The organism is Mesorhizobium sp. Arg314 (genome assembly GCF_053714275.1).
The window spans coordinates 20047-45301 of the sequence record NZ_JBSKBP010000019.1 but is presented as its reverse complement, the minus strand read 5'-3'; the positions used below and the strand labels follow the sequence as shown (position 1 = coordinate 45301).

Genomic DNA, 25255 nt, shown 5'->3' with positions numbered 1-25255 from the left:
TCGGGCCGATACGAGATTTTGGCCAATACGAGATCGAGGGCTCTCATGCGCACTGTCGTTTTAGCAATCGGTATCGCGGCCATCCTTGCCGGCGGACCAGCCTTCGCGGCAGACGACCAGGTGCTGCCCCCGCAAAATGCCAAGAAACTTTCGGAAATTATCGCCAAGGTCGAGCATCGCAACGACTTCCGCTATGTCAAGGAGGTCGGTTGGGATAGCGACGGCTATACCGTCACCTACTACACGACGGACAAGGCCAAGGTCCAAATCACCTACGATCCCGTGACCGGCGAACCCAAATAGGCCGCACTCGTTTACCCGCCTCGGCTATTCCGCGAGGCCTGCATCCGGCATAGACTTGATCGTCGAGACAGGCCGGCCGGAGGACAATATGCGGCTTCAAATCTGCGTAACCGCCCTGCTTGTGACATCGGCGCTTGGAGCGTCCAGCCTGGCGCGGGCGGACGGCCCGTCCTTCGATTGCCGAAAGGCGCAGTTGCCCACCGAAAAGACGATCTGCGCCGACCCGCAAATGTCAGCCATCGATGCGCTTGTCAGCAAGGCCTATGGCGGTTTCGAACCCGCCTTCGGCGGTGACAAGCGCAAGATCGCCAGGGGACTGGTCGCCGACCGGAATGCCTGCAAAACGGATGCGGCCTGCATCGTCAGTGCGCAGAACAATGCTTTGCAGACTTACGGCAATGCGCCGTCATGGGTGCAGGACTACAACATCGCGCTGATCGGCAAGAAGGCGCTCGACTTCGCGGCAAAAACGCCGAGGCCGACCGATCAGCCCCTGCCGGTGTCGGTCGGAAAATGCGGCTTTACCCATATCGAGGCGCTGACGACGAGGCTGGGCGACGACCCGCTGGAAACCGCAAGCCCGGAAGCTGGGAGCGCGGCGAGGTTTACCAATGGCGGCACGGCGGTCTCCTATGACCGGGAGGCGGGACTGGCGAGTTCCAAGGTTGGCGATCCGGTCGTGATGTGCCTGATCGCGATCCCACGCGACTGTCCGAAAGACGATCTGCGCGGCAGGGTTTACTACGCCGTCGACCTCGCCGCCAAAGGCACGTGGGCCCTGCCCGACTCCGAGCATCTGTGTGGTGGCGCCTGAGGACCCTGGCGCCACGCGCGGAGCCTAATGCATGTCGCCCAGAAGTGTGCAGGGGTTCTGGGACAACGACATGCATCAAAACAAAGACTTGCTGCGGCGGCCGCCGGTTTCATGCTGATCTGGCCCGACGCCGCCGACGATCCGGAACGCTGGGCCGACATGGGCATCATCGCCGGCGCCGGCCTCGTGGCCGGCCTGATCTACTGGCGGATCGCCGGGCGCGATGCCGGCTTCCGCCGGCCGCTTGTCAACCGCTTAGCTTGACGGCGTGCGCACAGCCTCAGTCGCGTCGAGCGCCTGCATCAGCTTGGAATCGCGACCATAGACGTCGTCGAAATATTCGACTTTGCCGGACATGTCCGGCCATGCGGTGAAATAGGCGACATAGACCGGGATGATGCGCGTGACATTCTCGGTCGAATGCCCCTGCTTCAGCTTCTCGGCTATGTCGTCGACGGAGGTGCCAAGCACCGCGGCAGCCATGCCGCGCGGATCCTGCAGCCGGATACAGCCATGGCTGAGCGCCCGCATGTCGCGCGCGAAGAACGACTTCTGCGGTGTGTCATGCATGTAGATGGCGTGCTTGTTGGGGAAGAGGATCTTCAATTCGCCCAGCGCGTTGGCCTCGCTCGGCTGCTGGCGCACGCTGAACGGGATGTTGGCGCCATAGGCGCCCCAATTGACGGACGAAGATGGGATCTTCTTGCCGCGCGAATCCGTCACCTCGTAGCCGGCACGGTCGAGGTAGCCGGGATCGCTGCGCAGCCTGGGCAGCATCTCATTGACGATGATCGACTGCGGCACGCCCCAATAGGGATGGAAGTCGACCTGCTTGATCTGGTCGTAGAAGAAGGCGGTCTGGTTGGTGACCCGGCCGATGACCGCGCGGGTCTTCAGCTTCTCCTCGCCATTGTCGATATAGCTGGCAGTGAAGGCCGGCTGGTTGATGAAGACGCGTGGGCTGCCGAGATCCGACGGCAGCCAGCGCAGTTCTTCGAGCGCCACCTTGACCTTCTCGATCCTGTCGGCCTTCGACGCGCCGGCCAGTGAAGCCACCGTGCGCGGGCCGATGACGCCGTCGCCCTTCATGCCTTCCCGCTGCTGCACTGCCTTGATCACCGGCACCAGGTCCGGCTCGTAGAGCTCGCTCTTGCCCAGCCGGGCCAGCACCTCGCCATAGCTGCCGCCCATCTCATCGTCGAGATTGCGCGAAATCAGCGTCAGCAATTTAGGCAGTTCCGGACTGCTCTCACCGGGCTTGAGCAGCAGCTTCGGATCGACGACGATCTCGTTTTCTTCACTGGCTTCGAGCGCTTCGAGCTCGACGCGCAGCGCCTGGTACTCGGCGTTCTGCGGATGCCGCGATTCGAGATAGGTGCGCACTTCCTGGGTATGCGCCAACGTCTTCAGCGCGCCTTCCAGATCGAACGGCTTGGCCGGAAAATCATAATAGCCGGTCATCCGGTTAGGATCGACGCGGCCGCTCTGGGCGTCCTGTGCGTAGCGCAGCACGCGCGCCGAGAGTGCCATCTCGAAGCGGACCAGTTCCTTGGTCCGCTCTTCAGGCGTGGCCGAAGTCGCGGCCGCCGGAATATCGACGGAGTAGTCGGCCGGCGCCAGACCATAGCTGGCGGCCTCGCCAAGCACGCGCACCGCGTCCTGCGCCCTGCTGTTGGGAGCGTTGTCGCTCACCCAGATGAAGTCCGGATTGGACGAATAATAGGCGATCAGCGCCTTGGCGATGTCAGGCTCGGCGAACAGCTCATAATCGCTCAAACCCGCAACCGCATCCCGAAACGCGGTGCTCGTCACGGACGGCACGAAGGCCGCATCCTGCGCCGTCGCGGGTGGCGTTGCCGGCAACAGTGACTTGAAGTCGACGCGAACAAGCTTGTCGGCCCTGTAGGTGTTGTAGGTCGGACTGCTTATCCTGACGCCACCACCCTCATCGGCCGATGCGTCTGGCCGTATTTTGCGCGGCTTCGGCGGCGGCGGAAACTCGCCCTGCGGATTGTGCCGGATGCCACCGCCGAACAGCATGTCGAACAGTCCTTGCGCGCTTGCCGGCTGCTGCCCGAAGGCAAGCGTAGCCGCAATCGCGATCGGCATGACAGTTTTTTTGTTCCCGAGAATTCTCATGCTTCACCCGCACCGGTTGTGACCGGTTCCCGTTCCGCGCCGCTGGACGGTCCCGCCCTCCGCATGGCGGATGTATGACGTGACTATACTGATTCATACCGTTTTCGTTAAGCTTCCATAAATTTTCGAAGCCGTGTGGCCGAACGGTTTCACTTCATTGTGAGACCCGAGGCAGCGATTGCTCCGGCCTCGAAAACAATCAGACGTTGGCGATGGCCGGCGCCCTCGGCTGACCCCGTGACAAACGCAGGGCTTTGTGATCGAAATTTCGGCGGTCGCAACAAACGTGGCCGGGAGGGTCTGCCGTGAAGAAGGGTTATCGCCAGTTGCTCGATGAGGCGAATGCCGAGATCGAGGTCGTGTCGCCGGAGGAGGCAGCCGGGCTGCTGGAGGATGACGACACGATCTTCGTCGACCTGCGCGACCCTCGCGAGGTCGAGCGCGATGGCAAGATCCCGGGTGCCAAGCATGTGACGCGCGGCATGCTGGAATTCTGGATCGATCCCGAAAGCCCTTATCACAAGCCGTTCTTCGCTAGCGGAAAGACCTTCGTCTTCTTCTGCCCCGGCGGCTGGCGCTCGGCGCTCGCCACCAAGACGGCGCAGGACATGGGACTGACGCCGGTCAAGCACATCCTCGGCGGTTACACCGCTTGGAAAGCGGCTGGCCTGCCGATCGAGCCCGGCCAGAAGAAAAAGACCGATTGATCACGAATCCTGAAACTTCCGGAATCGATCGACCCCAATGGTTTTCTGGATAGCGAGTGCGGTCGGATTGGCGATCGCCTGTCTCCTCGGTTCTACGCCTTCCGGCTATCTGGCCGGCAAACTGCTCAAGGGCATCGACATACGCGAGCACGGCTCCAAATCCACCGGCGCCACGAACGTGCTGCGAACCCTGGGCAAATGGCCCGCGCTGGCGGTGCTGGTGGTCGATATACTGAAAGGCGTGGCGGCGGTCGTCTTTGCCCGCTGGTTTTATCCCTGGTGCTACACCATATCATCCGCCGCGCCGCCAACGGCGCTTGAATTGCAAACCGTGGTGCCTTGGGCCGTTTGCCTTGCCGGACTTGCCGTCTTGCTGGGGCACGGCCGGTCGATCTGGCTGAATCTTACAGGCGGAAAATCAGCCGCGACGGGACTTGGCGTGCTGCTGGCCATATCCTGGCCGATTGTATTGGGGGCCGCGGCGGCATTTGCCGTAACGCTCGCTCTTTTCCGGATTGTTTCCCTCAGCTCGATACTGGCGGCACTGACGGCGGTCGCGCTTGTCTGCGGGCTGGAGCAACCGTTGCCCTATCGGTTGCTGGTGATCGCGGGCAGCCTCTACGTGATCGTGCGCCATCGCGCCAACATTCAGCGGCTGCTGGCCGGGATAGAGCCGCGCCTTGGCCGCAGCAGCCCGGGATCGAAAGCAGGCTCGCAAATCTAGGGGCGGCCTCGCACCCTAGTGCAGGATCGAATCCCGCTGCCCGGTCACAAAGCCCACTGCGCGCGCAACGACATCCCAGTCTCCGAGGATACGGCGGTGGCCAAGCCCGTCGGCCCAGTGCAGGTGGACATGCCGACCGGCGCCCGCATAGCGCTTCGCATGGTCGGCATGGACCTCGCGATCGTCCGGCGCATGGATGATCAGCGTCGGCACGGGTGCCGCGGCAAGCTGTCGGTCGCCGGTGAATTCGCTGAGCGGCCGGCCCGAGAGATGTTTCACCCGATCCGCCATGGCGACGCGGGAGCGCGGCCCGACATTCATCATGCGGCTGAAATCGTCGAAGATTGCCGGCAGTGAGCTCGGCGCCGCGATCAGCACCAGCTTTTGCGCCGCCAGCGGCGGCATGCCCTTGACCGATGCCGCAACCGCGTTGGCGGCAATCGCACCGCCGAAGGAGTGGCCGACGATGGCGGCAAACGGACCGAACCATTCGCCGGCGACGCGCGCCGCGTCCACGGCATTCACCATGTTGAGATGGCGGCCGCGCGAATGGCCATGCCCGGGCAGGTCGAGCGAGACGACCTTGTAACCTGCGCCACGAAACCCGTCGATCAGCGCGCGCATATACTCCGTGCGCGAACGCCAGCCATGGATGACGAGCACGGTGCCGCAAGTCTCCCTGCCCGGCTCCGGCCTGAATTCATGCACCGCGACGCAATCCGTCCTGGTCTTCAGCCGGTGGTGGCGCGCCTCGGCCATGAAGGTTGAGGCACGTTCGACAGCGCGGCGTTCGCCATCGCTCAAGGCCTTGACGTTCGGCGTGCGGCAGAACAATTCGAACGCGGCGCGGCCGCTGAGACGCGGCGCAACATGCTCGGCCGCGCCAAAAACGCCCCGGATGACCTTCATTCCAAATGATGCCATATTGGCAGTCCATCCATTCGTTCAAGCATGAACATAATAGTTCAAAGATGAACATTAAGCAAGAGCTGCCCTGGGACAATCCTCGCTTCCGCAACTGGGTTGCGGTGGCGCGCGCCTGCCATGTGCTGGAGCGCACGCTGGCGGTGAAGCTTGCCCCTCTCGACCTCAAGCCGGCGCAGCTCGACGTGCTGATGAATCTCTACCGCCATCCCGGCATGTCGCAGCACGACCTTGCCCGCAAGCTCTTGGTCGGCCGCTCCAACATCACGATGCTGTTGCCGCAGCTCGAGGCGCGCGGCCTGCTGCGCCGCGAGGGCGACGAGAAGGACAAGCGCGTGCTGCGGCTGAACCTCACCGAGGCAGGCGAAGCACTGCTGATGAAGGCGTTGAAGGTTCACATGGCGCTGATCGAGAAGGCGATGAGCCAGTCGACGCCGGAACAGTGCGACATGATCGGCGAGCAGATGCGCAAGATCGCCGATATCCTGAAGGAAGCCTGAGGCAGGAACCCGCGTCGCCAGGCGTATTGAGATTCAGATCAGGCCGAGTCGAAAACGATGGCTTCCGAGAACCGGAGCGGAGCGTACTCAAAGTACGTGAGCACCGGAAGCGCAGGAAACCGTCGTTTGCAGGCCGGCCTCACCTGAATATCAATACGCCTACCACATCGTCTTCTTGGCTCGTTCCGGCCATTCCTTGTCGTAGGTTTCCGCGTCGATGTTCTTGCGGCTGGTGATCTCGAGGATCTGGCCGGGCGTCGGCAGCGACTTCGGGTCGACGTGCCTGGCCGGGTTCCAGAGCTCGGAGCGCACGATGGCGCGGGCGCACTGGAAATAGACCGTGTCGACATCGATGACGGTAACCGAGCGAGCCGGCTTGCCGTCGACCATGAAGGACGCGCAAAGCCCGGCATCGGTTGTGATATGCGCGCGGCCGTTGACGCGCAGCGTGGTGCCTGAGCCCGGCACAAGAAAGAGCAGACCGACGCGCGGATCGCGGATGATGTTCTTCAGCGAATCGGCGCGGTTGTTGCCGCGTCTGTCCGGCATCATCAGCGTCTTCTCATCGACGATGCGCACGAAGCCGGCGAGATCGCCGCGCGGCGAGCAGTCGAGCCCCTCCGGTCCGCTGGTCGCCAGCGCCACGAAGGGCGAGGCTTCGATGAAGGCGGCATATTCGGGAATCACATGGTCGAGTTCCTTGACGACCGAGGCCTCGCCCGGCTGCCCGTAAAGCGCCTCGAGCTGTTCGACGGATGTGATGAGCGACATTGTCTTGTTCTCCGGACCTTTGCAGGCGCTACGCCACGCCCATGACGTTTTGACGACAGCCGGCCGCCTGTATTGAAACGTCCTGCAACCAGGCTAATGCATGTCGCCCAGAAGCGTACGCGGTTCTGGGACAACGACATGCATAAAAACAAGGACTTAAAGCGCGTCGCCTGAATCCGTTTCAGCGCGACGCGCTTTAGCGGTCCCGGCTAAGTCCCTTCTCGGCCAGCTCGGCAAGATAGGCGCTCCAGCGCTCGTCTTTTTCATGGCCTAGCGTATGCAGATAGTTCCAGGTGAAGATGCCGGTGTCGTGGAAATCGTCGAAGGTGATGCGCACCGCGTAGTTGCCGACCGGCTCGATCTTGAGGATCGCGACGTTGCGCTTGCCGGGCACGGTCACTCGCTGCTCCGGCGAATGGCCTTGCACTTCCGCCGACGGCGAGGCCACACGCAGGAGCTCCGCCGGCAATTCGAACGGTTGATGACCGGGAAAGGTCACGGTAAGCAGCTTGCGGTCCTTCGAGACCCTGAGTTCATTCGGCGCGGTCATGACTGGTCCTGCTTTGGTTGCGCCCTTCCCTACGCCGCTTCGCACGATCCGGATAGATTGGAAGCAGCCGACATGCGATGTCGGTCAGAGAATGTTACCAAAGATCAAGACCTTCTATCTTGAATGCGGCATTGGATCGTATCACATAGCTGTATATAACGACGTCGCTCAGGCCATGGGAAACGCTTGCAAATGGACATGATCGACCCCTTCGGTCGTAACATGATCGACCCCTTCGGTCGCACCATCAGCTATCTGCGCGTGTCGGTCACCGACCGCTGCGATTTCCGCTGTACATATTGCATGGCCGAGGACATGACCTTCCTGCCGAAGAAGGATCTGCTGTCGCTCGAGGAGCTTGACCGGCTCTGCACCGTTTTCATCGAAAAAGGCGTGAGGAAGCTGCGGCTGACCGGCGGTGAGCCGCTGGTGCGCAAGAACATCATGCATCTGGTGCGCCAACTGTCGCGGCATCTCCAGAGCGGCGCGCTGGAAGAACTGACGCTGACCACCAACGGTTCGCAGCTTTCGCGCTTCGCCGCCGAGCTCGCCGACTGCGGCGTCAAGCGCATCAACGTCTCGCTCGACACGCTCGATGCCGGGAAATTCCACCAGATCACGCGCTGGGGCAATCTCGGCAAGGTGATGGAAGGCATCGATGCCGCGCAGAAGGCCGGGCTGAAGATCAAGCTCAACGCCGTGGCGCTGCGCGACTTCAACGATGCCGAAATCCCTGAGCTGATGCGCTGGGCGCATGGCCGCGGCATGGACCTCACCCTCATCGAGACGATGCCGATGGGCGAGATCGAGGCCGACCGCACCGACCAGTATTTGCCGCTGTCGCTGCTGCGCGCCTCGCTGGAGCGCCAGTTCACGCTCGCTGATGTCCCCTACAAGACCGGCGGCCCTGCCCGCTATGTCCATGTCGCCGAGACCGGCGGCCGGCTCGGCTTCATCACGCCGATGACGCATAATTTCTGCGAAAGCTGCAACCGCGTGCGGCTGACCTGCACCGGCACGCTCTATATGTGCCTTGGCCAGGAGGATGCCGCCGACCTCCGGGCGCCGTTGCGCGCCTCCGAAGGCAACGAACTGCTCGACGCGGCAATCGACGAGGCCATCGGCCGCAAGCCGAAGGGCCATGATTTCATCATCGACCGGCGCACCAGCCGCCCCTCGGTGTCGCGGCATATGAGCGTCACCGGCGGCTGATTTTTTCCCTGGCTTGGTGCATGATCGCCTCTGGTCATCGGCCAAGGGGGAATCATGCAAAATCTTCATCGCATCGGCTGGTCGTCGCTGGCCGCACTCCTCCCCCTCTCGATCATCATGACGACAACGGCAACCGCCAGGCCGTTCACTTACGTGAATGCGCGCTTCGGCCAGTCATGCACATTCCCCGATGAAATCTTCAACAATCCCATGCCCGAGCCGGAAAATGGCGATGGACAGCAATGGCTTAGTGCCGACGGCGCCAGCCTGATCTGCTCCGGCATCAACAACATCGACAACGACACCCCGCAGGGTTTCGTCGACGGCGAGAAAGTGAGCACCGAGCCGGGCTACAAGGTCACTTACAGCAAGACAGGCAGGAACTGGGCGGTGCTGTCCGGCACCAAGGACGGCAAGATCTTTTATGAACGCCGCCTGTTCGGCAAGGATGACGTCATCCGCACTGTCTGGATCGAATATCCCGCCGCGCTCAAGGCGAAATACAATCCGCTGGTCGGTGCCATCACCGAGAGCCTGCGCGGCCCTTGAGGCAGCCTGGCCACGCGGAAAATAAAGCGCTTGCGCCGCCTTCGCCCCGATTTACCGCCAGCCTTTTCCAGCCTAGCGTCTCAGCGCAATTTTTCGCTCTTAGGGGGAGTGCACATGCGCAGATTCATGCTTTCACTTGCAATGCTTGGGGTTGCTGCCATGCCGGCGGCGGCTCAGTCGATCGGCGGCACCTATACGGTCGCCGGCACCAATTTCGACGGTTCGAAATATGGCGGCGAGGCAACCATCACGCTGACCAGCGACACGACCTGCACGATCCACTGGGAAACCGGCGGCTCGACCTCGGACGGTATCTGCATGCGCAACGACAATGCGTTTTCCGCTGGTTACGCGATGGGCAAGGAGATCGGCCTCGTCGTCTACAAGATCGAGAAGGACGGTTCCCTGCACGGGCTGTGGACCATCGCCGGCCAGAACGGCAACGGCACCGAAGTGCTGACGCCGAAGTAAGCCTTCGAAACTTTTGCAAATCGATCTCATGGGTCACGCAGAAATTCGTGGCCCATTTCTTTGCCGTTGCTGTTTTCCGGTTGCCTGCTACAGGCTTGATTTGAAATAAATCCGGAAACGCCTTTGCCTCTCTCGCCAAATCTGCGCGGCGCGCTGTTCATGATCGTGGCCATGGTCGGCTTCACCTTGAACGACGCGATCACCAAATTCTCTTCCGAATCGATGAACATGGCGCAGGTCATGCTGGTGCGCGGCGCCTTCGCGTCTGTCTTCGTCGGCCTGCTTGCCTGGCGGCGCGGCGCGCTTGCCAATCCGGCCGCCATGCTGCAGCCGATGGTGGCTGCGCGAGTGGCGGGCGAAGCCGGCGCAACGGTGTCGTTCCTCATCGCGCTTGCGCATTTGCCGATCGCCAATGTCTCCGCCGTGCTGCAGGCGCTGCCGCTGGCGGTGACGATGGGCGCGGCGCTGTTCTTCGGCGAAGGCGTCGGCTGGCGGCGCTGGATTGCCATTGCCGTCGGCTTCGCAGGCGTGCTGATCATCGTGCGGCCGGGTTTCGAAGGGTTCAGCGTCTATTCGCTGCTGGCATTGACCAGCGTCGCCTGCTGCGCGGTGCGCGACCTCGCCACCAAGCGTATCCCGCAGGCGATCCCGACCATGCTGGTGTCGACCGCGACCGCGCTTGCCATGACGGTCCTGGGCGCACTGCTTTTGTCGCCGATGGGCGGCTGGACGCCGATGAGCGGCAGGGCGACCGCGCTGCTGGCGCTGGCGGCGGTGCTGGTGCTGATCGGCTATCAGTTCATCATCATGGCGATGCGCTCGGGCGACATCTCCTTCATCGCGCCGTTCCGCTACACCGCGCTGCTGTGGTCGATCCTGCTCGGCCTCGTCATTTTCGGCGACATGCCCGATCCGCCGATGATCGTCGGCGCCGCGATTATCATCGGCTCCGGCCTCTACGCGCTCTATCGCGAGCGCGTCGTGGGTCGCAGACAGCCTGCGGCGGAAAGCGCTGGACCCGATATGGCGCCGGACGGCATATAGGCGCGATGGATCGGACTGTTGCAGGGATCATTCTGGCGGGAGGCCAGTCGCGCCGGATGGGCGGCGGCGACAAACCTTTGCTTTCGTTGGGTAAAATCCGGCTGCTCGATCATGTTGCCGCCCGAATGAAGCCGCAAGTCGCGATCTTGGGCCTCAACGCGAATGGCGATCCGGCAAGATTTGCCGCCATGGAGCTGCCGGTGCTCAAAGATACCGTGTCGGGCTATGCCGGCCCGCTTGCGGGGATTCTGACCGGTCTCGAATGGGCGACAAAGCAAACGGGCTGCCAGTGGCTGGTGAGCGCCGCCGGCGACACGCCGTTCTTCCCCGACACCCTCGTCGAGCGCCTTGTCGTGGCGGCCCACGACCGTCCTGGCGCGATCGCCGTCGCCAGTTCCGACGGCAGATGGCACCCGACCTTCGCGCTCTGGCCGCTCGGCCTGCGCGACGCCTTGCGCCATTTCCTGGTCGACGAGGACAACCGACGGGTTTCCGCTTTCATCAAGCGCCACGGCTATGTCGCAGTGGAGTTCCCCATGATCGAGGCCGGCGGCCAAAGGGTCGACCCGTTCTTCAACATCAACACGCCGGACGACCTTGCGACGGCGAAAAGTCTGTTGCAAAGCCTCCGGCCATGAGACGCGTGTTCGGCATCACCGGCTGGAAGAACTCCGGCAAGACGACTTTGACGGAAAAGCTCGTCACCGAACTGGTGGCGCGCGGCTGGACGGTTTCGACGGTGAAGCACGCCCACCATGACTTCGACATCGACAAGCCGGGCGCCGACAGTTTTCGCCACCGGCAAGCGGGAGCGACGGAGGTCGCGATCGTCTCCGGCCGGCGCTGGGCGCTGATGCACGAATTGCGCGGCGAGGACGAGCCGACGCTGGACGATATACTGGCGCGGCTGGCGCCCTCGGACATCGTGCTGGTCGAGGGCTACAAGCGCGAAGCGCACAAGAAGATCGAGGCAAGGCGGCTTGAAGCCAAGGACCGGACGCCGCTTTCGGGCAACGATCCCAACATTATAGCGGTCGCCGCCGACTTCACGGTCGAAGACGAAAAGCTGCCGGTTTTCGACCTCAACGATACGAAATCGATAGCCGACTTTGTCGAGCGCAGCACAGGTCTCGTGGCTCAAACCAAGTAACGCAACGGCAGACGGTGATTGTCGTCTGCCGTTGATTTGCAGTTGCTTTTTTCTCGCAAAGAGTGGGAGTATCCGCGCCAGCGGGCGGTCAAGAAACGGCCGCCCACAAGAGCCGCACGGGACAGCGGCCATGACAATATGAGAGGATTATCATGCGTATTGCACTGCGTATCGCGCTTGCCGCTTCGGCCGCGCTGCTGACACTTGGCGTCGCCCAGGCTCAGGAAAAGACCCTGAGGATCGGCACTGAAGGCGCGTATCCGCCCTTCAACAACCTGACTTCGGACGGCCAGTTGGTCGGCTTCGATATTGATATCGCCAAGGCCCTCTGTGACGAGATGAAGGTGAAGTGCACTTTCGTCGCGCAGGATTGGGATGGCATCATCCCGGCGCTGCAGGCCGGCAAGTTCGACGCTATCGTCGCCTCGATGTCGATCACGCCCGAGCGCCAGCAAAAGGTCGACTTCAGCCACAAATACTACAACACGCCGTCGGCGATCGCCGTGCCGAAGGATTCGCCGCTCAAGGGCGTGACCAAGGAAGACCTCGCCGGCAAGAACATCGGCGTCGCCACCACGACCACGCACTACAACTATGCCTCGAAGACCTATACGGACAGCACCATCAAGGGCTATCCGAGCAGCCCGGAGGAACAGGCCGACCTCGCCAATGGCCGTCTCGACGCCATCGAGGACGACATCGTCGTGCTGCAGCAGTGGCTGGATTCGCCGGACGGCGCCTGCTGCAAGATCCTCGGCCAGCCCTCGCCGCAGCCGGTTGAGATCTTCGGACCGGGCGCCGGTATTGCCGTGCGCAAGGGCGAGACCGATCTGGTCAACAAGCTGAACGAAGCGATCGACGCCATCCGCAAGAACGGAAAGTACAAGGAAATCAACGACAAGTACTTCAAGTTCGACGTCTACGGCGCCGAATCCTGATCGATAACCAAGGGCGGCGAGGCACCCGTCGCCGCCCTTAAATCCTTCCGGGATCGCCACGGAGACACGACCCGTCAATGCCGGCCCAAAGCATTTGGACACTTCTCAGTTGGGGACCGGAAGGCTGGAGTGACGACATTGCGTCTGGCGTTCTGGTCACCATCGCGCTGGCGCTGGCCACATTGCCGATTGGCTTGGTGATCGGCTTTTTCGTCGCCTTCGCCAAGCAGCATGAAGAGCCTTCGCTGCGGTTGGCCGGCAACATCTACACCACCGTCTTTCGCGGCCTGCCGGAACTGGTGACGCTGTTCCTGTTCTTCTTCGGCATGCCGCTTCTGCTGCAACATGTCGTGCGGCTGTTCAATCCGGACGCGACGATCGACGTCAACAGCTTCATCGCCGGCATGATCGTGCTGTCGCTGATCTTCTCCTCCTACGCCAGCGAGGTCTTCCTCTCCGCGTTTCGTGCCATTCCGAAAGGCCAGTACGAGGGCGGCTACGCCATTGGCCTGTCGAAATGGCAGACGATGCGGCTGGTGATCCTGCCGCAGCTGATCCGCATCGCTTTTCCAGGCCTGGAGAACTGCTGGCTGAGCCTGCTCAAGGACACCTCGCTGGTCTCGGTGGTCAATCTCGCGGAGACCTTGCGCCAATCCGGCGTCGCGGCGCGCGTCACCAAGCATTCCTTCCTGTTCTACAGCGTCGCGGCGCTGATCTTCCTGCTGCTGGCTGTCCTGTCATCAATCGCCACTAGCTACATCCTGCGCCACCTCGGACGGAGGGAAGCGCGATGAGCGTCAGCCAGGCTATCGCGATCGAGAAGCCGCCTCCGCAAGCGCGAGGCTGGTCGCGCGCCCGCATCCTCGGTTACGCGCTGGTCGGCATCTGGGTGCTGTTCGGCGCCGGCATCGTTGCCTACCTGATCTATGCGTGGAACGCCGAGTTCTTCGCCAGATACGCTCCAGCCTATCTGCAGGGCCTGGGAACCACCCTGTCGCTGGTGAGCATCTCAATGGTCCTCGGCGCCATCTTCTCGCTGCCGGTCGCCTATGGCCGCATGTCGAAGAACCGTGTCATGTCGGGGCTCGCCTATTGCTACGTCTATTTCTTCCGTGGCACGCCGCTGCTCGTGCAGACCTACTTGGTCTATTACGGCGTCGGCTCGTTCCGGCCCGAGCTCGAAACGGTCGGGCTGTGGTGGTTCTTCCGCGAAGCCTTCTATTGCGGTGTCTTTGCCTTCTCGCTCAACACTGCCGCCTATCAGGCCGAAATCCTGCGCGGCGCCATCGAAAGCGTGCCGCGCGGCCAATGGGAAGGTGCTGCCTCGCTTGGCCTGCACAAATTGCAGACGCTGCGCAAAGTGGTCCTGCCCCAGGCGATCATCGTCGCGCTCAGGCCCTACGGCAACGAACTCATCCTGATGATCAAGGCTTCCGCCATCGTCGCGATCATCACCGTCTACGACCTGATGGGCAACGCCAAGCTCGCCTACGCAAAATCCTTCGACATCCAGGCCTATATCTGGGTGGCGATCGTCTATCTGGTGATGGTCGAAATCCTGCGCCACGGCGTCGAATGGATCGAGCGCCGGATCACCATCCACCTGCATCGATAGAGTGCTGCGCATCGGCCTGCACCAGTCGAAGCGGGGCTGCGTGCCTTGACGAATTTTTCGCATGGCCTAGACCTTTGGCCACTGAAATCTCTGTTTTGTTGGAAGGCAGGCTTATGGCATCGGTGGCATTTCTCGGTCTTGGCGTCATGGGCTATCCGATGGCCGGACACCTCAGGAACAAGGGCGGCCACGACGTCACCGTCTATAACCGCACCAAGGCAAAGGCCGAGGAGTGGGTGGCCGAGCATGGCGGCAGGCTGGCGCTGACGCCGGCCGAAGCGGCCGAGGGCAAGGATTTCGTTTTCTCCTGCGTCGGCAATGACGATGATTTGCGCTCGGTCACGTCCGGTGCGAACGGCGCCTTCGCCGCGATGAAAAAGGGTGCCGTCTTCATCGACAACACCACAGCCTCGGCCGAGGTCGCGCGCGAGCTTGACGAAGCCGCGCGCAAAGCGGGCTTCTCCTTCCTCGACGCGCCGGTGTCAGGCGGCCAGGCCGGCGCCGAGAACGGCGTGCTGACCGTCATGGTCGGCGGCGAGCAGGCCGCCTTCGACAAGGCCAGGCCGGTCATCGACGCCTACGCCCGCATGGTCGGCCTGATGGGATCGGCAGGCGCCGGCCAACTGACGAAAATGATCAACCAGATCGCCATTGCCGGCCTAGTCCAGGGGCTGGCCGAGGGCATCCATTTCGGCAAGAAGGCCGGCCTCGACATCGAGAAGGTGATCGAGGTGATCTCCAAGGGCGCCGCCGGTTCCTGGCAGATGGAAAACCGCCACAAGACGATGAATGCCGGCAAATATGATTTCGGCTTCGCCGTCGACTGGATGCGCAAGGACCTCGGCATCTGCCTGGCGGAGGCCAACCGCAACGGCGCCAAGCTGCCGGTGACCGCACTTGTCGACCAGTTCTACAAGGATGTGCAGGAGATGGGCGGCAAGCGCTGGGATACCTCCTCGCTGCTGGCGCGCCTGGAAAAATAGACAGCAATGGCCCTGCCCGATCCGAGCTGGAGCGTCGATGACATCGTCGCCCACCTGCGCTCGATCGGCACTGCGGAAAACCGGGCGGGCATGGCGCGCTTCGGCATCAACACCGCGAGGGCGCTCGGCGTCGGCAATTCCGAATTGCGGCCGCTGGCGCGCAAGCTGAAGAAGAACCACCAGCGGTCGCTTCTGCTATGGGACAGCGGTATCCGTGAAGCGCGGCTGATGGCCGCCTTCACCGGCGAGCCGAAGAAGGTCGACATCGATCAATGCCGGCGCTGGGCCGCGGATTTCGACAGCTGGGAGATCGTCGACACCGTTGCCGACCTGTTTGCCGAAACGCCGTTCTGGCGCGAACTGATCGACGAGTTCGCCGAAGACGAACGCGAATTCGTTCGCCGCACCGCCTTTGCCATGCTGGCCTGGAGCGCGGTGCATCTGAAGAACGAGCCGGATGCGACCTTTCTTGCCTACCTGCCGCTGATCGAGAAACATGCCGGCGATCCGCGCAATTTCGTTCGCAAGGCGGTCAATTGGGCGCTGCGGCAGATCGGCAAGCGGTCCATGAGCCTGCACGCCCCTGCCCTTGCGCTGGCCGAGAAACTGGCGGCATCGTCGGACAGGACGGCGCGCTGGATCGGCAAGGATGCGGTGAAGGAACTGACGGATGCCAAACAGCTCGCAAGGCTCGCACCCGCAAAAGCCTGACCTTGCCGGCATCCGCTTCGTCGAGGTAACGCAAGAGACACGTGGCCGTTTCGAGAGCCTGTTCGAGCAGCCGGGCGCGCCAAAATATTGCTGGTGCATGGCATGGCGCCATTCGAGCCGCGAGCACATCCAGACCGATGAGAAGAAGCGCATGATGATGGCGCTCATCGATGCCGGCACCCCGGTCGGCATTATCGCCGAGCTCGATGGCAACACGGTTGGCTGGTGCTCGGTCGCGCCGCGCGAGACCTATCGACGACTTTCTAAGCAGCAGGACGATAGTGAAACCGGCATCTGGTCGATCGTCTGCTTCTATGTCCCAAGGGCATTGCGCGGCGGCGGGTTGGCCTCCGCCCTGCTCGATGCCGCGATCGATCATGCCTTCGCCAGGGGCGCGCGCATCGTCGAGGCCTATCCGGTCGATGAGGCCGCACCGAGCTATCGCTTCATGGGTTTTCACGACATGTTCGTCGCGCGCGGCTTCCGTGAGGTCGGCACCGCCGGTACCCGCCGGCATGTGATGCGGCTCATGCGCTAACCAGCGGGTGATTTGGACGCCTATCCGCCCCTAACGCGGTGCCTGCCGAGTAAGGATATTCCAGCTACTATCGCCGTAGGCCATGAACCCCGAGTTCTTTCCACATCCACTCGACGCTGTAGCTGGCCATGGGATGAGTCGGATGAGGTTGCTTGGCAGTCTGGTTTTCGAGATATTTCAGCCAATCGACAAGTTTTTGGCGACCGGCCGTGGTTTTGGCGGCCTGACGCGGCGTCTTGTTTCCCAACATTTTTACCGGCTGATCGAGAGTTTCCAGATAATGCCGATCCAAGTACTCGTGGACTGTCTGCTCAGAGATTTCCGGCGTGATGGTCGATCGCGATGTTTCGGCACCGCTGCCCGGCTCCTCGGCCATGATCTGTTCGACAGTCCTGATCTCGGTTAGTGGAGCTCGGACAAGATCGCCAAGGGTCTGCTGGATCAACGCCGTTCCTCTTGTCGCCCGCGCGGCGGAATTGGCCGACAGATGTAAGAAACGGCCCTTCAACTCGATGTTGCCGAGCACGGGCGAACCGTTGTCCATCGTAGTGTCCATAGCAGGAGCGGCCACCGCTTTTGTTTTGGAGCCACCTTTCGGCGTTTCCTCCAGCCAGTTCCAGAATTTCGCGTCTGCTTGCGAGAAGGCTGGGATATTGTTCAACCGGGTGGCGATATCCTCCTGTCTCGCACCGGTCTCCAGCGGAAAACGAACGTTGTGGAACACGATTTCGTCACCGTCGGTGTTCTGTAGCTTCGGCCCCGCTACCCTTCCAAGGGTATCGAACAACCAAGAGAGCGTGAACATGAATGCTGCCGCCTGCAGCTCTTCGTCTTTGACGGCAGGTAGCTTTTTTGCATTTCTTTTGCCGAACAGGCCCTTGAGCCCATCGAACAATGTTTCCGAGGCCTGCGGGGTAAAGGGCAAGACACCGCCGGACATGATGTTTTTTCCCATCACGGGCACGATCCGCGCGGCAAGCCTGTCCCATTGCTTCAAAGTCTTTGTGGCACTGCCCTCGCTGACGGTGATCGGCTCGCTGTCGCGGATAAGATCGCGCGCCACAAATGACGTCCCCGGGATGACGTTACTTACCTCATATAAACTCATGACCGAGGTGCGCAGCGCTGCCATATACGCCCTTGATTGCGCGCTTTCCTTCCAGCCACGGCGCTTCAGATATTCGTCAACGATGTTGGTGGGTTCGCCCTCGAAATCTTGCGTCAGGAAGTCCTCGAACGCGCAACCCCAGAGTGTGTTCGCCCAGTGGTCATCGAGGACTTCAGCAAGGTCTTCAAACTCCGCTTCGCCTTCGTCGAGGATCGGGCCGAAGTGTTCATCGAAAACCCCTTCGAAGCATTCGAGCCATTCGTCGCGGCGGAGAAATTTCATCAGTCCGCTGAGGTCGTGGCTGGCTGGCATGGAACTTCTCCAAGTTCTTGCGCGCCGGGCATCGAGGGACGCGCGGCGTTCGCTGCCGTTATTCGTCGGCCTATTTTCGGTGCCAGTCCCCGGCAAGGCAAGGCGTGGACAACGATTTCCCAATATTTCTCCGCTCGACTTTCCGCGGGAGCTTTTCCGCGGCACCGGCCGGATCCATCGGCCAAAAATGCTTCAAAGATCACGGCAGTTTTACTCGCTCGCAATCGCGGACCGGCCAGAATGGCACCAATGAACAAGGCTCTCAACACTTGCACGATCATCGCTGCGGTACTTGGCCTTGCCGCCAGTCAAGCCTCGGCGGAAACGGCGCATATCCTGTGGAAGGATCTGCGGCCCGCCGCGCAATCCGTCGCCGAGGACGCGAATCTGCCGATGATCGCGGCAAAATTGCCCGACCATGGCGAGACGCTGTCGCTCAACCTGCAGGACAGGACCATACAATTAGCCGGCTATGCATTGCCGGTCGATCGCGAAGGCGACCTCGTCTACCAGTTCCTGCTGGTGCCATGGACGGGTGCCTGCAGCCACATGCCGACGCCGCCGCCGAACCAGATCGTGCTGGTCACGCCGGCGCATCCCTACAAGATGAAAGAGGCATATGAGCCGGTCGCTGTCACCGGCGTGCTCAAACCCGGCATGGAGAAAAGCCAGCTCTTCATCCTCGACGGAGTGTCGATCGTCCAGTCGGGCTACACGGTGCGCAAGGCCGAGGTGGCGAGCGTCGACACTGTGCCGGACACGGTTACCCTGCCGGTCAATTCGCCCTGGAGTTTCCTCAACAAAAAGAAGAACTAAGCTCGCCGCTCCAATCAAATGCGGTAGGCGGCGAGCGCGACGATCACGCCGCGTTGGCGCCCGATTCCTTGTCCAGCACCATGTAGTCGAGCGGAATCTCGGTCGTATACTTGATCTGCTCCATGGCGAAGGATGACGACACGTCGCGGATCTCGATCTTGGCGATCAGCCGCTTGTAGAAGGCATCGTAAGCGGCGATGTCGGGCACCACCACACGCAGCAGGTAATCGACGTCGCCGCTCATGCGGTAGAACTCGACCACCTCCGGGAATTCCTGGATGACCTCGGAAAAACGCCGCAGCCATTCATGGCTGTGCGAATTGGTGCGGATCGACACGAAGACGGTGACACGCACATTGACCTTCTCGTGGTCGAGGATGGCCACTCGCCGTTTGATGACGCCCTCCTCCTCCAGCTTCTGGATACGCCGCCAGCACGGCGTGGTCGACAGGCCGACCTTCTTGGCGACATCGGCGACCGCAAGTGTCGCGTCCTCCTGCAGGAGGCGGAGAATTTTTCTGTCGAGGCGATCCATGGGAAGCTCCAGGGGAATAGTTTCGCTATAATCCCTTTTATCGAAGCCTTTAACAAGAAAGAAATTCTGCCGATGGCGGCAAAAGCGAGTGATTTCTTGCAGGATGCCTAATCGATGCGATAGCGGATTTCCGACCTCAGGAAGGGTAGCAAATCCATTTCAAACCAGGGATTCTTCTTCAGCCAGCCGGTGTTTCGCCAGGATGGATGCGGCAGCGGCAGCACTTTCGGGACGGTCGGTCCATCCCACATGGCGCGCCAATTCCTGACTGTTTCAGTCAGCGACGGCAGCCGCGCCGTGCCCATATGCCAGGCCTGCGCGTAACCGCCGATGGTCAACACCAGATCGATCCGGGGCATCAGCGCCATCAATCGAGCGCGCCAGGCCGGCGCGCATTCGCGACGCGGCGGCAGGTCGCTCCCCTTGGCGTCCTGGCCGGGAAAACAAAAGCCCATGGGGACGATGGCGAATTTTTCCGTGTCGTAGAATTCTTGCGCGCTGACGCCGAGCCAGTTCCTGAGCCGATCTCCCGAAGCATCGGTGAACGGCACGCCCGACAAATGCACCTTGGTGCCCGGCGCCTGTCCGGCAAGCAGGATCCGCGCGGTGGAGGACGGCTGCAGCACCGGCCGCGGCTCATGCGGCAGCGGCCGGCCGAGCGGCTGGTCGACGCAGATGCGGCAGCCCCGCACCCTCGCGGTGAGGCGCTCCAATGCATCGCTCATATCGGGCGGACTATCCAATTTGCTGTCGCTCAGGCCGTTGCGCTCGGCCGGCTTGTAAGCGCCGCGTACCAGCGCAGCACGTTCGTGCATTCCTCCGGCACCTTGATGCGGGCTGGCTTCATGAAATCGATGGCGATCATCCCGGTGATGTCGGCGACCGAATAGGCGTCGCCGGCGGCGAATTCGCGCTGCGCCAATTCATTGTCAAGGAGGTGCAGGAATTCGATTGCCTTCGGCTTGTTGGCCTCGCCCCATTCCGGAATTTGCGGCACTTCCCACTCCTTCATCGCCGGATGGATATGCCGGAACGCGGCGGCGACGCTGACCATGAGGTTCAGTTCCAGGCGTCTTTGCCACATCTCGACTTTTGCTTTGCCGAGCGCGCCCTTGCCGAACAGCGCGGGTTCGGGGTGCAACTCCTCGAAATAGCGGCAAATGGCGATCGATTCGGTGATGACGGTGCCGTCGTCGAGCTCGAGCACCGGCAGCCGCCGCAGCGGATTGCGTTGCGCCACCTGTTCGCCGCGATGCTCCAGCGCGCCCATATCGACCGGCACAAACGGGACCGTCAGCCCCTTTTCGGCCAGGAAGACGCGCACGCGCCTGGGATTGGGCGCTCGGCCGCCATCGAACAGCTTCATTCCATCCTCCGGTTTCCCATCCTTCCTGCGTCTTGGCCGATCATAGGGCGCGGGTCCGCCCATCACCAGAAGCGAAAAAATTCGCGCACCGCATCGCCGAATGAGGCCAGCGTGCCGTGCTTTCGCTCGACCGGCGCATCGTGATGGCTGTCGCGCCAGTCCTGCGGCTCCTCGAAGGTGCCCGCCCAGATGCCGACCTTGGTCGCTCTCGCAACCGCTTCATCGGTCTCGAAGTCGCCGAAGGCAACCGCCCATCCTGCCTGCACCTGGGCACGGTTGAGATCGGTGTCGCCTGCCCTGCAATCGCCGAGCAGACGGCCGTAGCGATCGCGCTGCCAGCCGCTGCAGGAAACAGGCCTGCCCGCGATCAGCCGCACCAGCGACTGCCGCGCCAGCTTGCCGCAGGCATAGTCGGTGCCGGCCTTCCGGCAAGTCTGCTGATACTCCGGAGCATCGATACCGCGCATGCGGATGCGCTCGGCCCCGAGCATAATCGAATCGCCGTCACTGACGATCGCGGTGCCTTGCTCCCTGCGCATCTCGAAGCGGTCGAGCCGTACCGCCACCAACATCAGCAGCCCTAGCAGAACAATGGCCAGTCCGTAATCCAGCAGCTTACGCCAGAGGCTTCGCGGCGGGCCTGCCGCGTAACGCCGGCGCGGTCCTCGCGGCCCGAAACGGCTCATATGGCAAACAGTCTCTTAATCATTCGAACGTAGCTTAACGAACTGGAAATCGCTGCGCGCAGAAATTGAAATCCGTATGCCTTTGCTACGCTCGAACACAGCGGATAAATTCATTGTGGACCGCCGCAAACCGCACCGCAACAGCGATGTGGCGCGCGCGGTGCGCAAGACGCGCGATCGCCTTTCGCAGCAGGCCGGCAGCCTCGACTTCGACCGCGAACTCCTGAAGCTGCATGCGCGCGCCATGGTGATCAGCGCGGCAGCGATCCCGCTGCTCGTGCTTGCCGTGGCGGCCATCGGCCGGCTGGCGGGCCTCGACAACCAGATCGCCATCTGGGCCTTGTCGACGCTGCTTTGCTACACGATCGTCGCTTTCATGGCGCGGCGCGTGGAGCGGACGGAAGCAGCCGAACTCGACCCGGTGCAGACGCGTCGCGACTTCCTGATCGGCCATTTCCTGTGCGGCCTTGGCTGGGCGTGGTTCGCCTGGATCGGCTGCGACGCATGCCAGATCGACCAGTTCCATGTGGCCAAGGCCATGGTGCTGCTGATCGCCATGGCGACGACCGCCGTGATGGCCTCTTCGCTTGGCGGCGCGCTGTTGGCGACCTTTGCCATTCCCGTTGCCGTTTATGTCTACACCACTATGCGCCTGTGGACGCCGATCGAAGCCACGATGGCGGCGCTCCTCATCGCAGCACTTCCTTTCTTCGGCTACGTCGCTCGTCATCTCAACCGGGCCTCGTTGATGCTGCTCTCGTTCCGTTCGGAGAAGGATGCACTGATTGCCGAGGTGGAGACGGCAAAATCGATGTCGGACGAGGCAAGGCGGCGCGCCGAGGACGCCAATCTGGCGAAATCGCGCTTTCTCGCCTCGATGAGCCACGAGCTCAGGACCCCGCTCAACGCCATCCTTGGCTTCTCCGAAGTGATGGCCAATGAAGTGCTGGGCCCGATGAACAATCCGACCTACCGCGACTATGCCCATGACGTGCATGAGTCCGGCCAGCACCTGCTCGACCTGATCAACGAAATCCTCGACCTCTCGCGCATCGAGGCCGGCCGCTACCAGCTCAACGAGGAGCCGGTGGTGCTGCTGACGATCGTCGAGGACTGCTGCCACATGATGGAGCTGCGCGCCCGCAACAAGGACATCCGCGTCATCCAGGAGTTCGAGCAAACCCTGCCGCGGCTCTTCGCCGACGAACGCGCCGTCAGGCAGATCACGCTCAACCTCCTGTCCAATTCGATCAAGTTCACGCCCTCCGGCGGTGAAGTGCGCGTGCGCGTCGGCTGGACGGCGGGCGGCGGCCAGTACATTTCGGTCAAGGACAACGGCCCGGGCATACCGGAAGAGGAAATCCCGGTGGTGCTTTCAGCCTTCGGCCAGGGCTCGATCGCCATCAAGAGCGCCGAACAGGGAACCGGCCTCGGCCTGCCGATCGTGCAGGGCCTGCTCGCCATGCATGGGGGCGAGTTCGAGCTTCACTCCAAGCTGCGTGAAGGCACTGAAGCGATCGCCATCTTCCCGCTGAGCCGGGTGATGGAGGAACTGCCGGCCCTGCCGACCAAGGCGGTCGCCACGCGCGGGCGCCGCTGAAGCAATTTCCGTCGGCTCTAGGGCCGGACAGCCACCGCCATGCCGGAACTGGTCAACGCCGCGGCCTTGACGATACCGGCGGCGAGAGCGGCCCCTACGCCTTCGCCATGGTTGATCCCAAAATCGAGCAGCGGCCGCAGTCCGAGCGCTTCGGCCGCTTTGGCGTGGCCAGGTTCGGGCGACAGGCTGGCAAGCAGGCAGTGATCGAGCGTGCCCGGATTGGCCGCATGCAGAACGGCGGCTGCCGCGGTCGCGGCGAACCCGTCGAGCAAGACAGGGATCTTCTCCATGCGCGCCGCCAGAATGGCGCCGCAGATCGCCGCGAATTCGCGGCCGCCGACCCGCCGCAAGGCCTCGAGCGGATCGCCGAGACCCGAGCCATGAAACGCCAGCGCCCGATCCACGACCTCGGCCTTGCGCGCCATCATCGCCGCATCGGCGCCCGACCCCAGCCCGACCCAGTCGCCTCCCTCGCCGCCGAACAGCGCGGCGCACAAGGCAGCGGCGATCGTCGAGTTCCCGACCCCGAGATCGCCCAGGCACAGAAGATCGGCGCCGCCGGCGACCGCCTCCATGCCGAAGGCCATGGTTGCGGCGCAGCCGCGCTCGTCGAGCGCGGCCTCCTCGGTGATGTCGCCCGTGGGGATGTCCAATGCGAGGTCGAAGACTTTCAGGCCGAGATCGTTGGCGATGCAGACCTGGTTGATCGCGGCCCCGCCGGCGGCGCAGAGCTCGACTTCATTGGCGGTCGCCGCCACCGGCCGCGGCGAAATGCCATGCCTGACGGCGCCGTGATTGCCGGCGAAGATCGCCACCAGCGGCCGGTTGATCGCCGGCGGCGCCCGCCCGCTCCAGGCAGCAGCCCAGGCCGCAATGTCCTCGATCCGCCCCAGCGATTCTTTCGGCTTGTCTGCTTTGGCAAAAACCGCGCGGACACGAGCCTCCGCCGCGTGATCGGCGGGCGGCAACGCCGCCAGAAGGTTTCGGAAATCGTCAAAAGGCGTTGCGGTCATCTATGTCGGTCGCGGTTCGTTGCGGAAGTCGCAAGCGGCATAGCCGCCTTCTCCAGCCGGCACAACCGCCTGACGATGCCGCGAAAGCGTTGCCTTGCGGCGCATTGCGGAGGGCTTGCATTGCTCCGGCGGTTGCACCATGTGGAATAAAGGCAAGAGAACAGCATGACCGCCATCGAATCTCCCTGCATCCTGGTCTGTTCGATCGATATGAAAACCGGCTTCTGCTTTGGTTGCGGCCGCACGCGCGACGAGATTTCCGGCTGGCTCACGATGACCCCCGAAACGCGCCGGACGGTGATGGCCGAATTGCCGGCACGGCTCGATACGGTCGAGCGGCGGCCGCGCCGCGAAACCCGGCGTACCCGCATGGCGCGCGAGCGCGGCGTTTTGTGAGAAAGAACCGATGAACCGGCTGTTCTGGATCGTGATGGCGGTGATCGGCGCCGGGGTCGTGCTGCTCATGCTCAACAATTCGGCCGGCCGCACTTTCGGCATGAACAACAACGATTTTGGCCGGCTGATCTGGGTCGGCGTGCTGGTGATGGTGATCGGTGCGAGCCTGCTCCGCTCGGGACGGCCGATGGGCGACATGGCGCGCAATCTCGGCGTCTGGGCCGCATTCGTGCTCGTGCTGATCGCCGGCTACCAATATCGCTACGAGTTGCAGGACGTGGCGAGCCGCGTGACCGCCGGCCTTGTCCCAGGCAGCCCGCTGGCCTTGGGCGTGGAGAATGGCCGCCCGACCGTCACGCTCGACAAGGCCGGCAACGGCCATTTCGAAGCCCGCATCCTGGTCAACGGCACGCCGGTGCGGGCCGTGGTCGACACCGGCGCGACCAGCACCGTGCTGACGTCCGAAGATGCGCAAGCGGCGGGTTTCAACCCGGCGGCGCTCAGCTACAGCGTGGACGTCTCCACCGCCAACGGCATGGCGCGCGCGGCGACGGTCAGGACCGACGAAGTGGCGATCGGCGGCATCGTGCGCAAGGACATGCCGGTGATGGTCGCCGCGCCCGGCATGCTGGAGCAAAGCCTGCTCGGCATGAACTTCATCGGCTCATTGTCGGGCTTCGACGTGCGCGGCGACCGCATGATCTTGCGGGATTAGGCCCTCAAGCCGCTTCGGCTACCGCCTTACTGACTGCTTATGGCCGTGCTTCAAGCCCCGTAGTT

At 62.6% G+C, this 25255-nt stretch carries 32 protein-coding genes; 22 read left to right on the top strand and 10 right to left on the bottom strand.

The features are described from left to right. The first annotated feature begins 45 nt into the window (after positions 1 to 45). From ACWGS9_RS20590 to ACWGS9_RS20580, 3 genes are all read left to right on the top strand, one after another. Positions 46 to 303 (top strand): PepSY domain-containing protein, encoded by a 258-nt coding sequence (locus ACWGS9_RS20590; RefSeq protein ID WP_454506962.1) that lies wholly within the window; start codon positions 46 to 48, stop codon positions 301 to 303. A gap of 88 nt (positions 304 to 391) precedes the next feature. Continuing rightward, positions 392 to 1117 (top strand): lysozyme inhibitor LprI family protein, encoded by a 726-nt coding sequence (locus tag ACWGS9_RS20585; protein WP_454506961.1) that lies wholly within the window; start codon positions 392 to 394, stop codon positions 1115 to 1117. Positions 1118 to 1228: 111 nt separating this feature from the next. Then, positions 1229 to 1381, top strand: coding sequence for a hypothetical protein (locus ACWGS9_RS20580; RefSeq protein WP_454507002.1), 153 nt, complete (start codon positions 1229 to 1231; stop codon positions 1379 to 1381). Here ACWGS9_RS20580 and ACWGS9_RS20575 read toward each other — a convergent pair. After that, positions 1373 to 3256: a L,D-transpeptidase family protein gene (locus ACWGS9_RS20575; protein ID WP_454506960.1), complete on the bottom strand. Its 1884-nt coding sequence runs from the start codon at positions 3254 to 3256 to the stop codon at positions 1373 to 1375. The two genes, ACWGS9_RS20580 and ACWGS9_RS20575, sit on opposite strands and share 9 nt — an antisense overlap. Before the next feature lie 305 nt (positions 3257 to 3561). On the opposite strand from ACWGS9_RS20575, the gene ACWGS9_RS20570 reads away from it, so the two are divergent. Beyond that, positions 3562 to 3963: a rhodanese-like domain-containing protein gene (locus ACWGS9_RS20570; RefSeq protein ID WP_454506959.1), complete on the top strand. Its 402-nt coding sequence runs from the start codon at positions 3562 to 3564 to the stop codon at positions 3961 to 3963. A 37-nt stretch (positions 3964 to 4000) separates the two neighbouring features. After that, a complete protein-coding gene (gene plsY, locus ACWGS9_RS20565) occupies positions 4001 to 4687 on the top strand; it encodes a glycerol-3-phosphate 1-O-acyltransferase PlsY (protein ID WP_454506958.1) in 687 nt (228 codons plus the stop codon). A 15-nt stretch (positions 4688 to 4702) separates the two neighbouring features. On the opposite strand, the gene ACWGS9_RS20560 is transcribed toward plsY, so the two are convergent. Next, a complete protein-coding gene (locus ACWGS9_RS20560) occupies positions 4703 to 5611 on the bottom strand; it encodes an alpha/beta hydrolase (protein WP_454506957.1) in 909 nt (302 codons plus the stop codon). 47 nt (positions 5612 to 5658) lie between these two features. Here ACWGS9_RS20560 and ACWGS9_RS20555 point away from each other — a divergent pair, with 47 nt between their 5' ends. After that, on the top strand, positions 5659 to 6111 hold the full coding sequence (locus ACWGS9_RS20555) for a MarR family winged helix-turn-helix transcriptional regulator (RefSeq protein ID WP_454506956.1): 453 nt from the start codon (positions 5659 to 5661) through the stop codon (positions 6109 to 6111). Between the two features lie 159 nt (positions 6112 to 6270). Here ACWGS9_RS20555 and ACWGS9_RS20550 read toward each other — a convergent pair whose 3' ends face one another. Next, positions 6271 to 6882 (bottom strand): pyridoxamine 5'-phosphate oxidase family protein, encoded by a 612-nt coding sequence (locus ACWGS9_RS20550; protein WP_454506955.1) that lies wholly within the window; start codon positions 6880 to 6882, stop codon positions 6271 to 6273. A 196-nt stretch (positions 6883 to 7078) separates the two neighbouring features. Next, positions 7079 to 7432 carry a gamma-butyrobetaine hydroxylase family protein gene (locus ACWGS9_RS20545; RefSeq protein WP_454506954.1) on the bottom strand — a complete coding sequence of 118 codons (354 nt, stop codon included), beginning with the start codon at positions 7430 to 7432 and terminating at the stop codon, positions 7079 to 7081. A 198-nt stretch (positions 7433 to 7630) separates the two neighbouring features. On the opposite strand from ACWGS9_RS20545, the gene moaA reads away from it, so the two are divergent. From moaA to ACWGS9_RS20485, 12 genes are all read left to right on the top strand, one after another. Beyond that, entirely contained in the window at positions 7631 to 8644 is a 1014-nt protein-coding gene (gene moaA / locus ACWGS9_RS20540) for a GTP 3',8-cyclase MoaA (RefSeq protein ID WP_454506998.1), read from the top strand. Between the two features lie 54 nt (positions 8645 to 8698). Then, entirely contained in the window at positions 8699 to 9193 is a 495-nt protein-coding gene (locus ACWGS9_RS20535; RefSeq protein ID WP_454506953.1) for a hypothetical protein, read from the top strand. Positions 9194 to 9307: 114 nt separating this feature from the next. Beyond that, the gene (locus ACWGS9_RS20530; protein ID WP_454506952.1) at positions 9308 to 9664 is read left to right on the top strand and encodes a hypothetical protein; all 357 of its coding nucleotides are present in this window, start codon (positions 9308 to 9310) and stop codon (positions 9662 to 9664) included. A gap of 123 nt (positions 9665 to 9787) precedes the next feature. Next, a complete protein-coding gene (locus tag ACWGS9_RS20525; protein ID WP_454506951.1) occupies positions 9788 to 10708 on the top strand; it encodes a DMT family transporter in 921 nt (306 codons plus the stop codon). A gap of 5 nt (positions 10709 to 10713) precedes the next feature. Next, on the top strand, positions 10714 to 11346 hold the full coding sequence (gene mobA / locus ACWGS9_RS20520; RefSeq protein WP_454506950.1) for a molybdenum cofactor guanylyltransferase MobA: 633 nt from the start codon (positions 10714 to 10716) through the stop codon (positions 11344 to 11346). Further along, entirely contained in the window at positions 11343 to 11858 is a 516-nt protein-coding gene (gene mobB, locus ACWGS9_RS20515) for a molybdopterin-guanine dinucleotide biosynthesis protein B (RefSeq protein WP_454506949.1), read from the top strand. The genes mobA and mobB overlap by 4 nt, the downstream gene beginning before the upstream one ends. Before the next feature lie 152 nt (positions 11859 to 12010). Next, positions 12011 to 12796 (top strand): ABC transporter substrate-binding protein, encoded by a 786-nt coding sequence (locus ACWGS9_RS20510; RefSeq protein ID WP_454506948.1) that lies wholly within the window; start codon positions 12011 to 12013, stop codon positions 12794 to 12796. Between the two features lie 77 nt (positions 12797 to 12873). Continuing rightward, positions 12874 to 13590: an ABC transporter permease gene (locus ACWGS9_RS20505; protein ID WP_454506947.1), complete on the top strand. Its 717-nt coding sequence runs from the start codon at positions 12874 to 12876 to the stop codon at positions 13588 to 13590. Then, a complete protein-coding gene (locus ACWGS9_RS20500) occupies positions 13587 to 14411 on the top strand; it encodes an ABC transporter permease (protein ID WP_454506946.1) in 825 nt (274 codons plus the stop codon). Before ACWGS9_RS20505 ends, ACWGS9_RS20500 begins: the two co-directional genes overlap by 4 nt. Positions 14412 to 14524: 113 nt before the next feature. Then, a complete protein-coding gene (locus ACWGS9_RS20495; protein WP_454506945.1) occupies positions 14525 to 15394 on the top strand; it encodes an NAD(P)-dependent oxidoreductase in 870 nt (289 codons plus the stop codon). A gap of 6 nt (positions 15395 to 15400) precedes the next feature. Next, positions 15401 to 16105 carry a DNA alkylation repair protein gene (locus ACWGS9_RS20490; RefSeq protein ID WP_454506944.1) on the top strand — a complete coding sequence of 235 codons (705 nt, stop codon included), beginning with the start codon at positions 15401 to 15403 and terminating at the stop codon, positions 16103 to 16105. After that, positions 16065 to 16643, top strand: coding sequence for a GNAT family N-acetyltransferase (locus ACWGS9_RS20485; protein ID WP_454506943.1), 579 nt, complete (start codon positions 16065 to 16067; stop codon positions 16641 to 16643). Before ACWGS9_RS20490 ends, ACWGS9_RS20485 begins: the two co-directional genes overlap by 41 nt. 67 nt (positions 16644 to 16710) lie before the next feature. On the opposite strand, the gene ACWGS9_RS20480 is transcribed toward ACWGS9_RS20485, so the two are convergent. After that, positions 16711 to 18063 (bottom strand): hypothetical protein, encoded by a 1353-nt coding sequence (locus ACWGS9_RS20480; RefSeq protein WP_454506942.1) that lies wholly within the window; start codon positions 18061 to 18063, stop codon positions 16711 to 16713. A gap of 249 nt (positions 18064 to 18312) precedes the next feature. Here ACWGS9_RS20480 and ACWGS9_RS20475 point away from each other — a divergent pair, with 249 nt between their 5' ends. After that, positions 18313 to 18879: a DUF3299 domain-containing protein gene (locus ACWGS9_RS20475; RefSeq protein WP_454506941.1), complete on the top strand. Its 567-nt coding sequence runs from the start codon at positions 18313 to 18315 to the stop codon at positions 18877 to 18879. A 43-nt stretch (positions 18880 to 18922) separates the two neighbouring features. Here the strand turns inward: ACWGS9_RS20475 and ACWGS9_RS20470 are convergent, their stop codons facing one another. From ACWGS9_RS20470 to ACWGS9_RS20455, 4 genes are all read right to left on the bottom strand, one after another. After that, the gene (locus ACWGS9_RS20470; protein WP_006205209.1) at positions 18923 to 19414 is read right to left on the bottom strand and encodes an Lrp/AsnC family transcriptional regulator; all 492 of its coding nucleotides are present in this window, start codon (positions 19412 to 19414) and stop codon (positions 18923 to 18925) included. A 107-nt stretch (positions 19415 to 19521) separates the two neighbouring features. Continuing rightward, entirely contained in the window at positions 19522 to 20229 is a 708-nt protein-coding gene (locus ACWGS9_RS20465) for a uracil-DNA glycosylase family protein (protein ID WP_454506940.1), read from the bottom strand. Then, positions 20169 to 20780 (bottom strand): glutathione S-transferase, encoded by a 612-nt coding sequence (locus ACWGS9_RS20460; RefSeq protein WP_454506939.1) that lies wholly within the window; start codon positions 20778 to 20780, stop codon positions 20169 to 20171. The genes ACWGS9_RS20465 and ACWGS9_RS20460 overlap by 61 nt, the downstream gene beginning before the upstream one ends. Before the next feature lie 62 nt (positions 20781 to 20842). Then, positions 20843 to 21466 (bottom strand): thermonuclease family protein, encoded by a 624-nt coding sequence (locus ACWGS9_RS20455; protein WP_454506938.1) that lies wholly within the window; start codon positions 21464 to 21466, stop codon positions 20843 to 20845. A gap of 76 nt (positions 21467 to 21542) precedes the next feature. Between ACWGS9_RS20455 and ACWGS9_RS20450 the strand changes: the two genes are divergently transcribed. Beyond that, a complete protein-coding gene (locus tag ACWGS9_RS20450; RefSeq protein WP_454506937.1) occupies positions 21543 to 23066 on the top strand; it encodes a sensor histidine kinase in 1524 nt (507 codons plus the stop codon). Positions 23067 to 23083: 17 nt separating this feature from the next. On the opposite strand, the gene ACWGS9_RS20445 is transcribed toward ACWGS9_RS20450, so the two are convergent. Further along, on the bottom strand, positions 23084 to 24079 hold the full coding sequence (locus ACWGS9_RS20445) for a nicotinate-nucleotide--dimethylbenzimidazole phosphoribosyltransferase (protein WP_454506936.1): 996 nt from the start codon (positions 24077 to 24079) through the stop codon (positions 23084 to 23086). A 165-nt stretch (positions 24080 to 24244) separates the two neighbouring features. On the opposite strand from ACWGS9_RS20445, the gene ACWGS9_RS20440 reads away from it, so the two are divergent. Both ACWGS9_RS20440 and ACWGS9_RS20435 read left to right on the top strand, forming a co-directional pair. Further along, on the top strand, positions 24245 to 24475 hold the full coding sequence (locus ACWGS9_RS20440; protein ID WP_454506935.1) for a DUF1289 domain-containing protein: 231 nt from the start codon (positions 24245 to 24247) through the stop codon (positions 24473 to 24475). Positions 24476 to 24485: 10 nt separating this feature from the next. Further along, positions 24486 to 25190 carry a TIGR02281 family clan AA aspartic protease gene (locus ACWGS9_RS20435; protein WP_454506934.1) on the top strand — a complete coding sequence of 235 codons (705 nt, stop codon included), beginning with the start codon at positions 24486 to 24488 and terminating at the stop codon, positions 25188 to 25190. The last annotated feature ends 65 nt before the right edge of the window (positions 25191 to 25255 follow it).

What these genes read in the sequence shown, in the direction of transcription:
- moaA (WP_454506998.1), top strand. Translation starts at nt 7,631, where the DNA reads ATGATCGACCCCTTCGGTCGTAACATGATCGACCCCTTCGGTCGCACC.
- ACWGS9_RS20580 (WP_454507002.1), top strand. Translation starts at nt 1,229, where the DNA reads ATGCTGATCTGGCCCGACGCCGCCGACGATCCGGAACGCTGGGCCGAC.
- ACWGS9_RS20555 (WP_454506956.1), top strand. Translation starts at nt 5,659, where the DNA reads ATGAACATTAAGCAAGAGCTGCCCTGGGACAATCCTCGCTTCCGCAAC.
- ACWGS9_RS20505 (WP_454506947.1), top strand. Translation starts at nt 12,874, where the DNA reads ATGCCGGCCCAAAGCATTTGGACACTTCTCAGTTGGGGACCGGAAGGC.
- ACWGS9_RS20455 (WP_454506938.1), bottom strand. Translation starts at nt 21,466, where the DNA reads ATGAGCCGTTTCGGGCCGCGAGGACCGCGCCGGCGTTACGCGGCAGGC.
- ACWGS9_RS20495 (WP_454506945.1), top strand. Translation starts at nt 14,525, where the DNA reads ATGGCATCGGTGGCATTTCTCGGTCTTGGCGTCATGGGCTATCCGATG.
- ACWGS9_RS20485 (WP_454506943.1), top strand. Translation starts at nt 16,065, where the DNA reads ATGCCAAACAGCTCGCAAGGCTCGCACCCGCAAAAGCCTGACCTTGCC.
- ACWGS9_RS20465 (WP_454506940.1), bottom strand. Translation starts at nt 20,229, where the DNA reads ATGCACGAACGTGCTGCGCTGGTACGCGGCGCTTACAAGCCGGCCGAG.
- ACWGS9_RS20510 (WP_454506948.1), top strand. Translation starts at nt 12,011, where the DNA reads ATGCGTATTGCACTGCGTATCGCGCTTGCCGCTTCGGCCGCGCTGCTG.
- ACWGS9_RS20535 (WP_454506953.1), top strand. Translation starts at nt 8,699, where the DNA reads ATGCAAAATCTTCATCGCATCGGCTGGTCGTCGCTGGCCGCACTCCTC.
- ACWGS9_RS20490 (WP_454506944.1), top strand. Translation starts at nt 15,401, where the DNA reads ATGGCCCTGCCCGATCCGAGCTGGAGCGTCGATGACATCGTCGCCCAC.
- ACWGS9_RS20440 (WP_454506935.1), top strand. Translation starts at nt 24,245, where the DNA reads ATGACCGCCATCGAATCTCCCTGCATCCTGGTCTGTTCGATCGATATG.
- ACWGS9_RS20590 (WP_454506962.1), top strand. Translation starts at nt 46, where the DNA reads ATGCGCACTGTCGTTTTAGCAATCGGTATCGCGGCCATCCTTGCCGGC.
- ACWGS9_RS20480 (WP_454506942.1), bottom strand. Translation starts at nt 18,063, where the DNA reads ATGCCAGCCAGCCACGACCTCAGCGGACTGATGAAATTTCTCCGCCGC.
- ACWGS9_RS20560 (WP_454506957.1), bottom strand. Translation starts at nt 5,611, where the DNA reads ATGGCATCATTTGGAATGAAGGTCATCCGGGGCGTTTTTGGCGCGGCC.
- ACWGS9_RS20450 (WP_454506937.1), top strand. Translation starts at nt 21,543, where the DNA reads ATGCCTTTGCTACGCTCGAACACAGCGGATAAATTCATTGTGGACCGC.
- ACWGS9_RS20475 (WP_454506941.1), top strand. Translation starts at nt 18,313, where the DNA reads ATGAACAAGGCTCTCAACACTTGCACGATCATCGCTGCGGTACTTGGC.
- mobB (WP_454506949.1), top strand. Translation starts at nt 11,343, where the DNA reads ATGAGACGCGTGTTCGGCATCACCGGCTGGAAGAACTCCGGCAAGACG.
- ACWGS9_RS20585 (WP_454506961.1), top strand. Translation starts at nt 392, where the DNA reads ATGCGGCTTCAAATCTGCGTAACCGCCCTGCTTGTGACATCGGCGCTT.
- ACWGS9_RS20470 (WP_006205209.1), bottom strand. Translation starts at nt 19,414, where the DNA reads ATGGATCGCCTCGACAGAAAAATTCTCCGCCTCCTGCAGGAGGACGCG.
- ACWGS9_RS20445 (WP_454506936.1), bottom strand. Translation starts at nt 24,079, where the DNA reads ATGACCGCAACGCCTTTTGACGATTTCCGAAACCTTCTGGCGGCGTTG.
- plsY (WP_454506958.1), top strand. Translation starts at nt 4,001, where the DNA reads ATGGTTTTCTGGATAGCGAGTGCGGTCGGATTGGCGATCGCCTGTCTC.
- mobA (WP_454506950.1), top strand. Translation starts at nt 10,714, where the DNA reads ATGGATCGGACTGTTGCAGGGATCATTCTGGCGGGAGGCCAGTCGCGC.
- ACWGS9_RS20460 (WP_454506939.1), bottom strand. Translation starts at nt 20,780, where the DNA reads ATGAAGCTGTTCGATGGCGGCCGAGCGCCCAATCCCAGGCGCGTGCGC.
- ACWGS9_RS20530 (WP_454506952.1), top strand. Translation starts at nt 9,308, where the DNA reads ATGCGCAGATTCATGCTTTCACTTGCAATGCTTGGGGTTGCTGCCATG.
- ACWGS9_RS20545 (WP_454506954.1), bottom strand. Translation starts at nt 7,432, where the DNA reads ATGACCGCGCCGAATGAACTCAGGGTCTCGAAGGACCGCAAGCTGCTT.
- ACWGS9_RS20550 (WP_454506955.1), bottom strand. Translation starts at nt 6,882, where the DNA reads ATGTCGCTCATCACATCCGTCGAACAGCTCGAGGCGCTTTACGGGCAG.
- ACWGS9_RS20575 (WP_454506960.1), bottom strand. Translation starts at nt 3,256, where the DNA reads ATGAGAATTCTCGGGAACAAAAAAACTGTCATGCCGATCGCGATTGCG.
- ACWGS9_RS20435 (WP_454506934.1), top strand. Translation starts at nt 24,486, where the DNA reads ATGAACCGGCTGTTCTGGATCGTGATGGCGGTGATCGGCGCCGGGGTC.
- ACWGS9_RS20500 (WP_454506946.1), top strand. Translation starts at nt 13,587, where the DNA reads ATGAGCGTCAGCCAGGCTATCGCGATCGAGAAGCCGCCTCCGCAAGCG.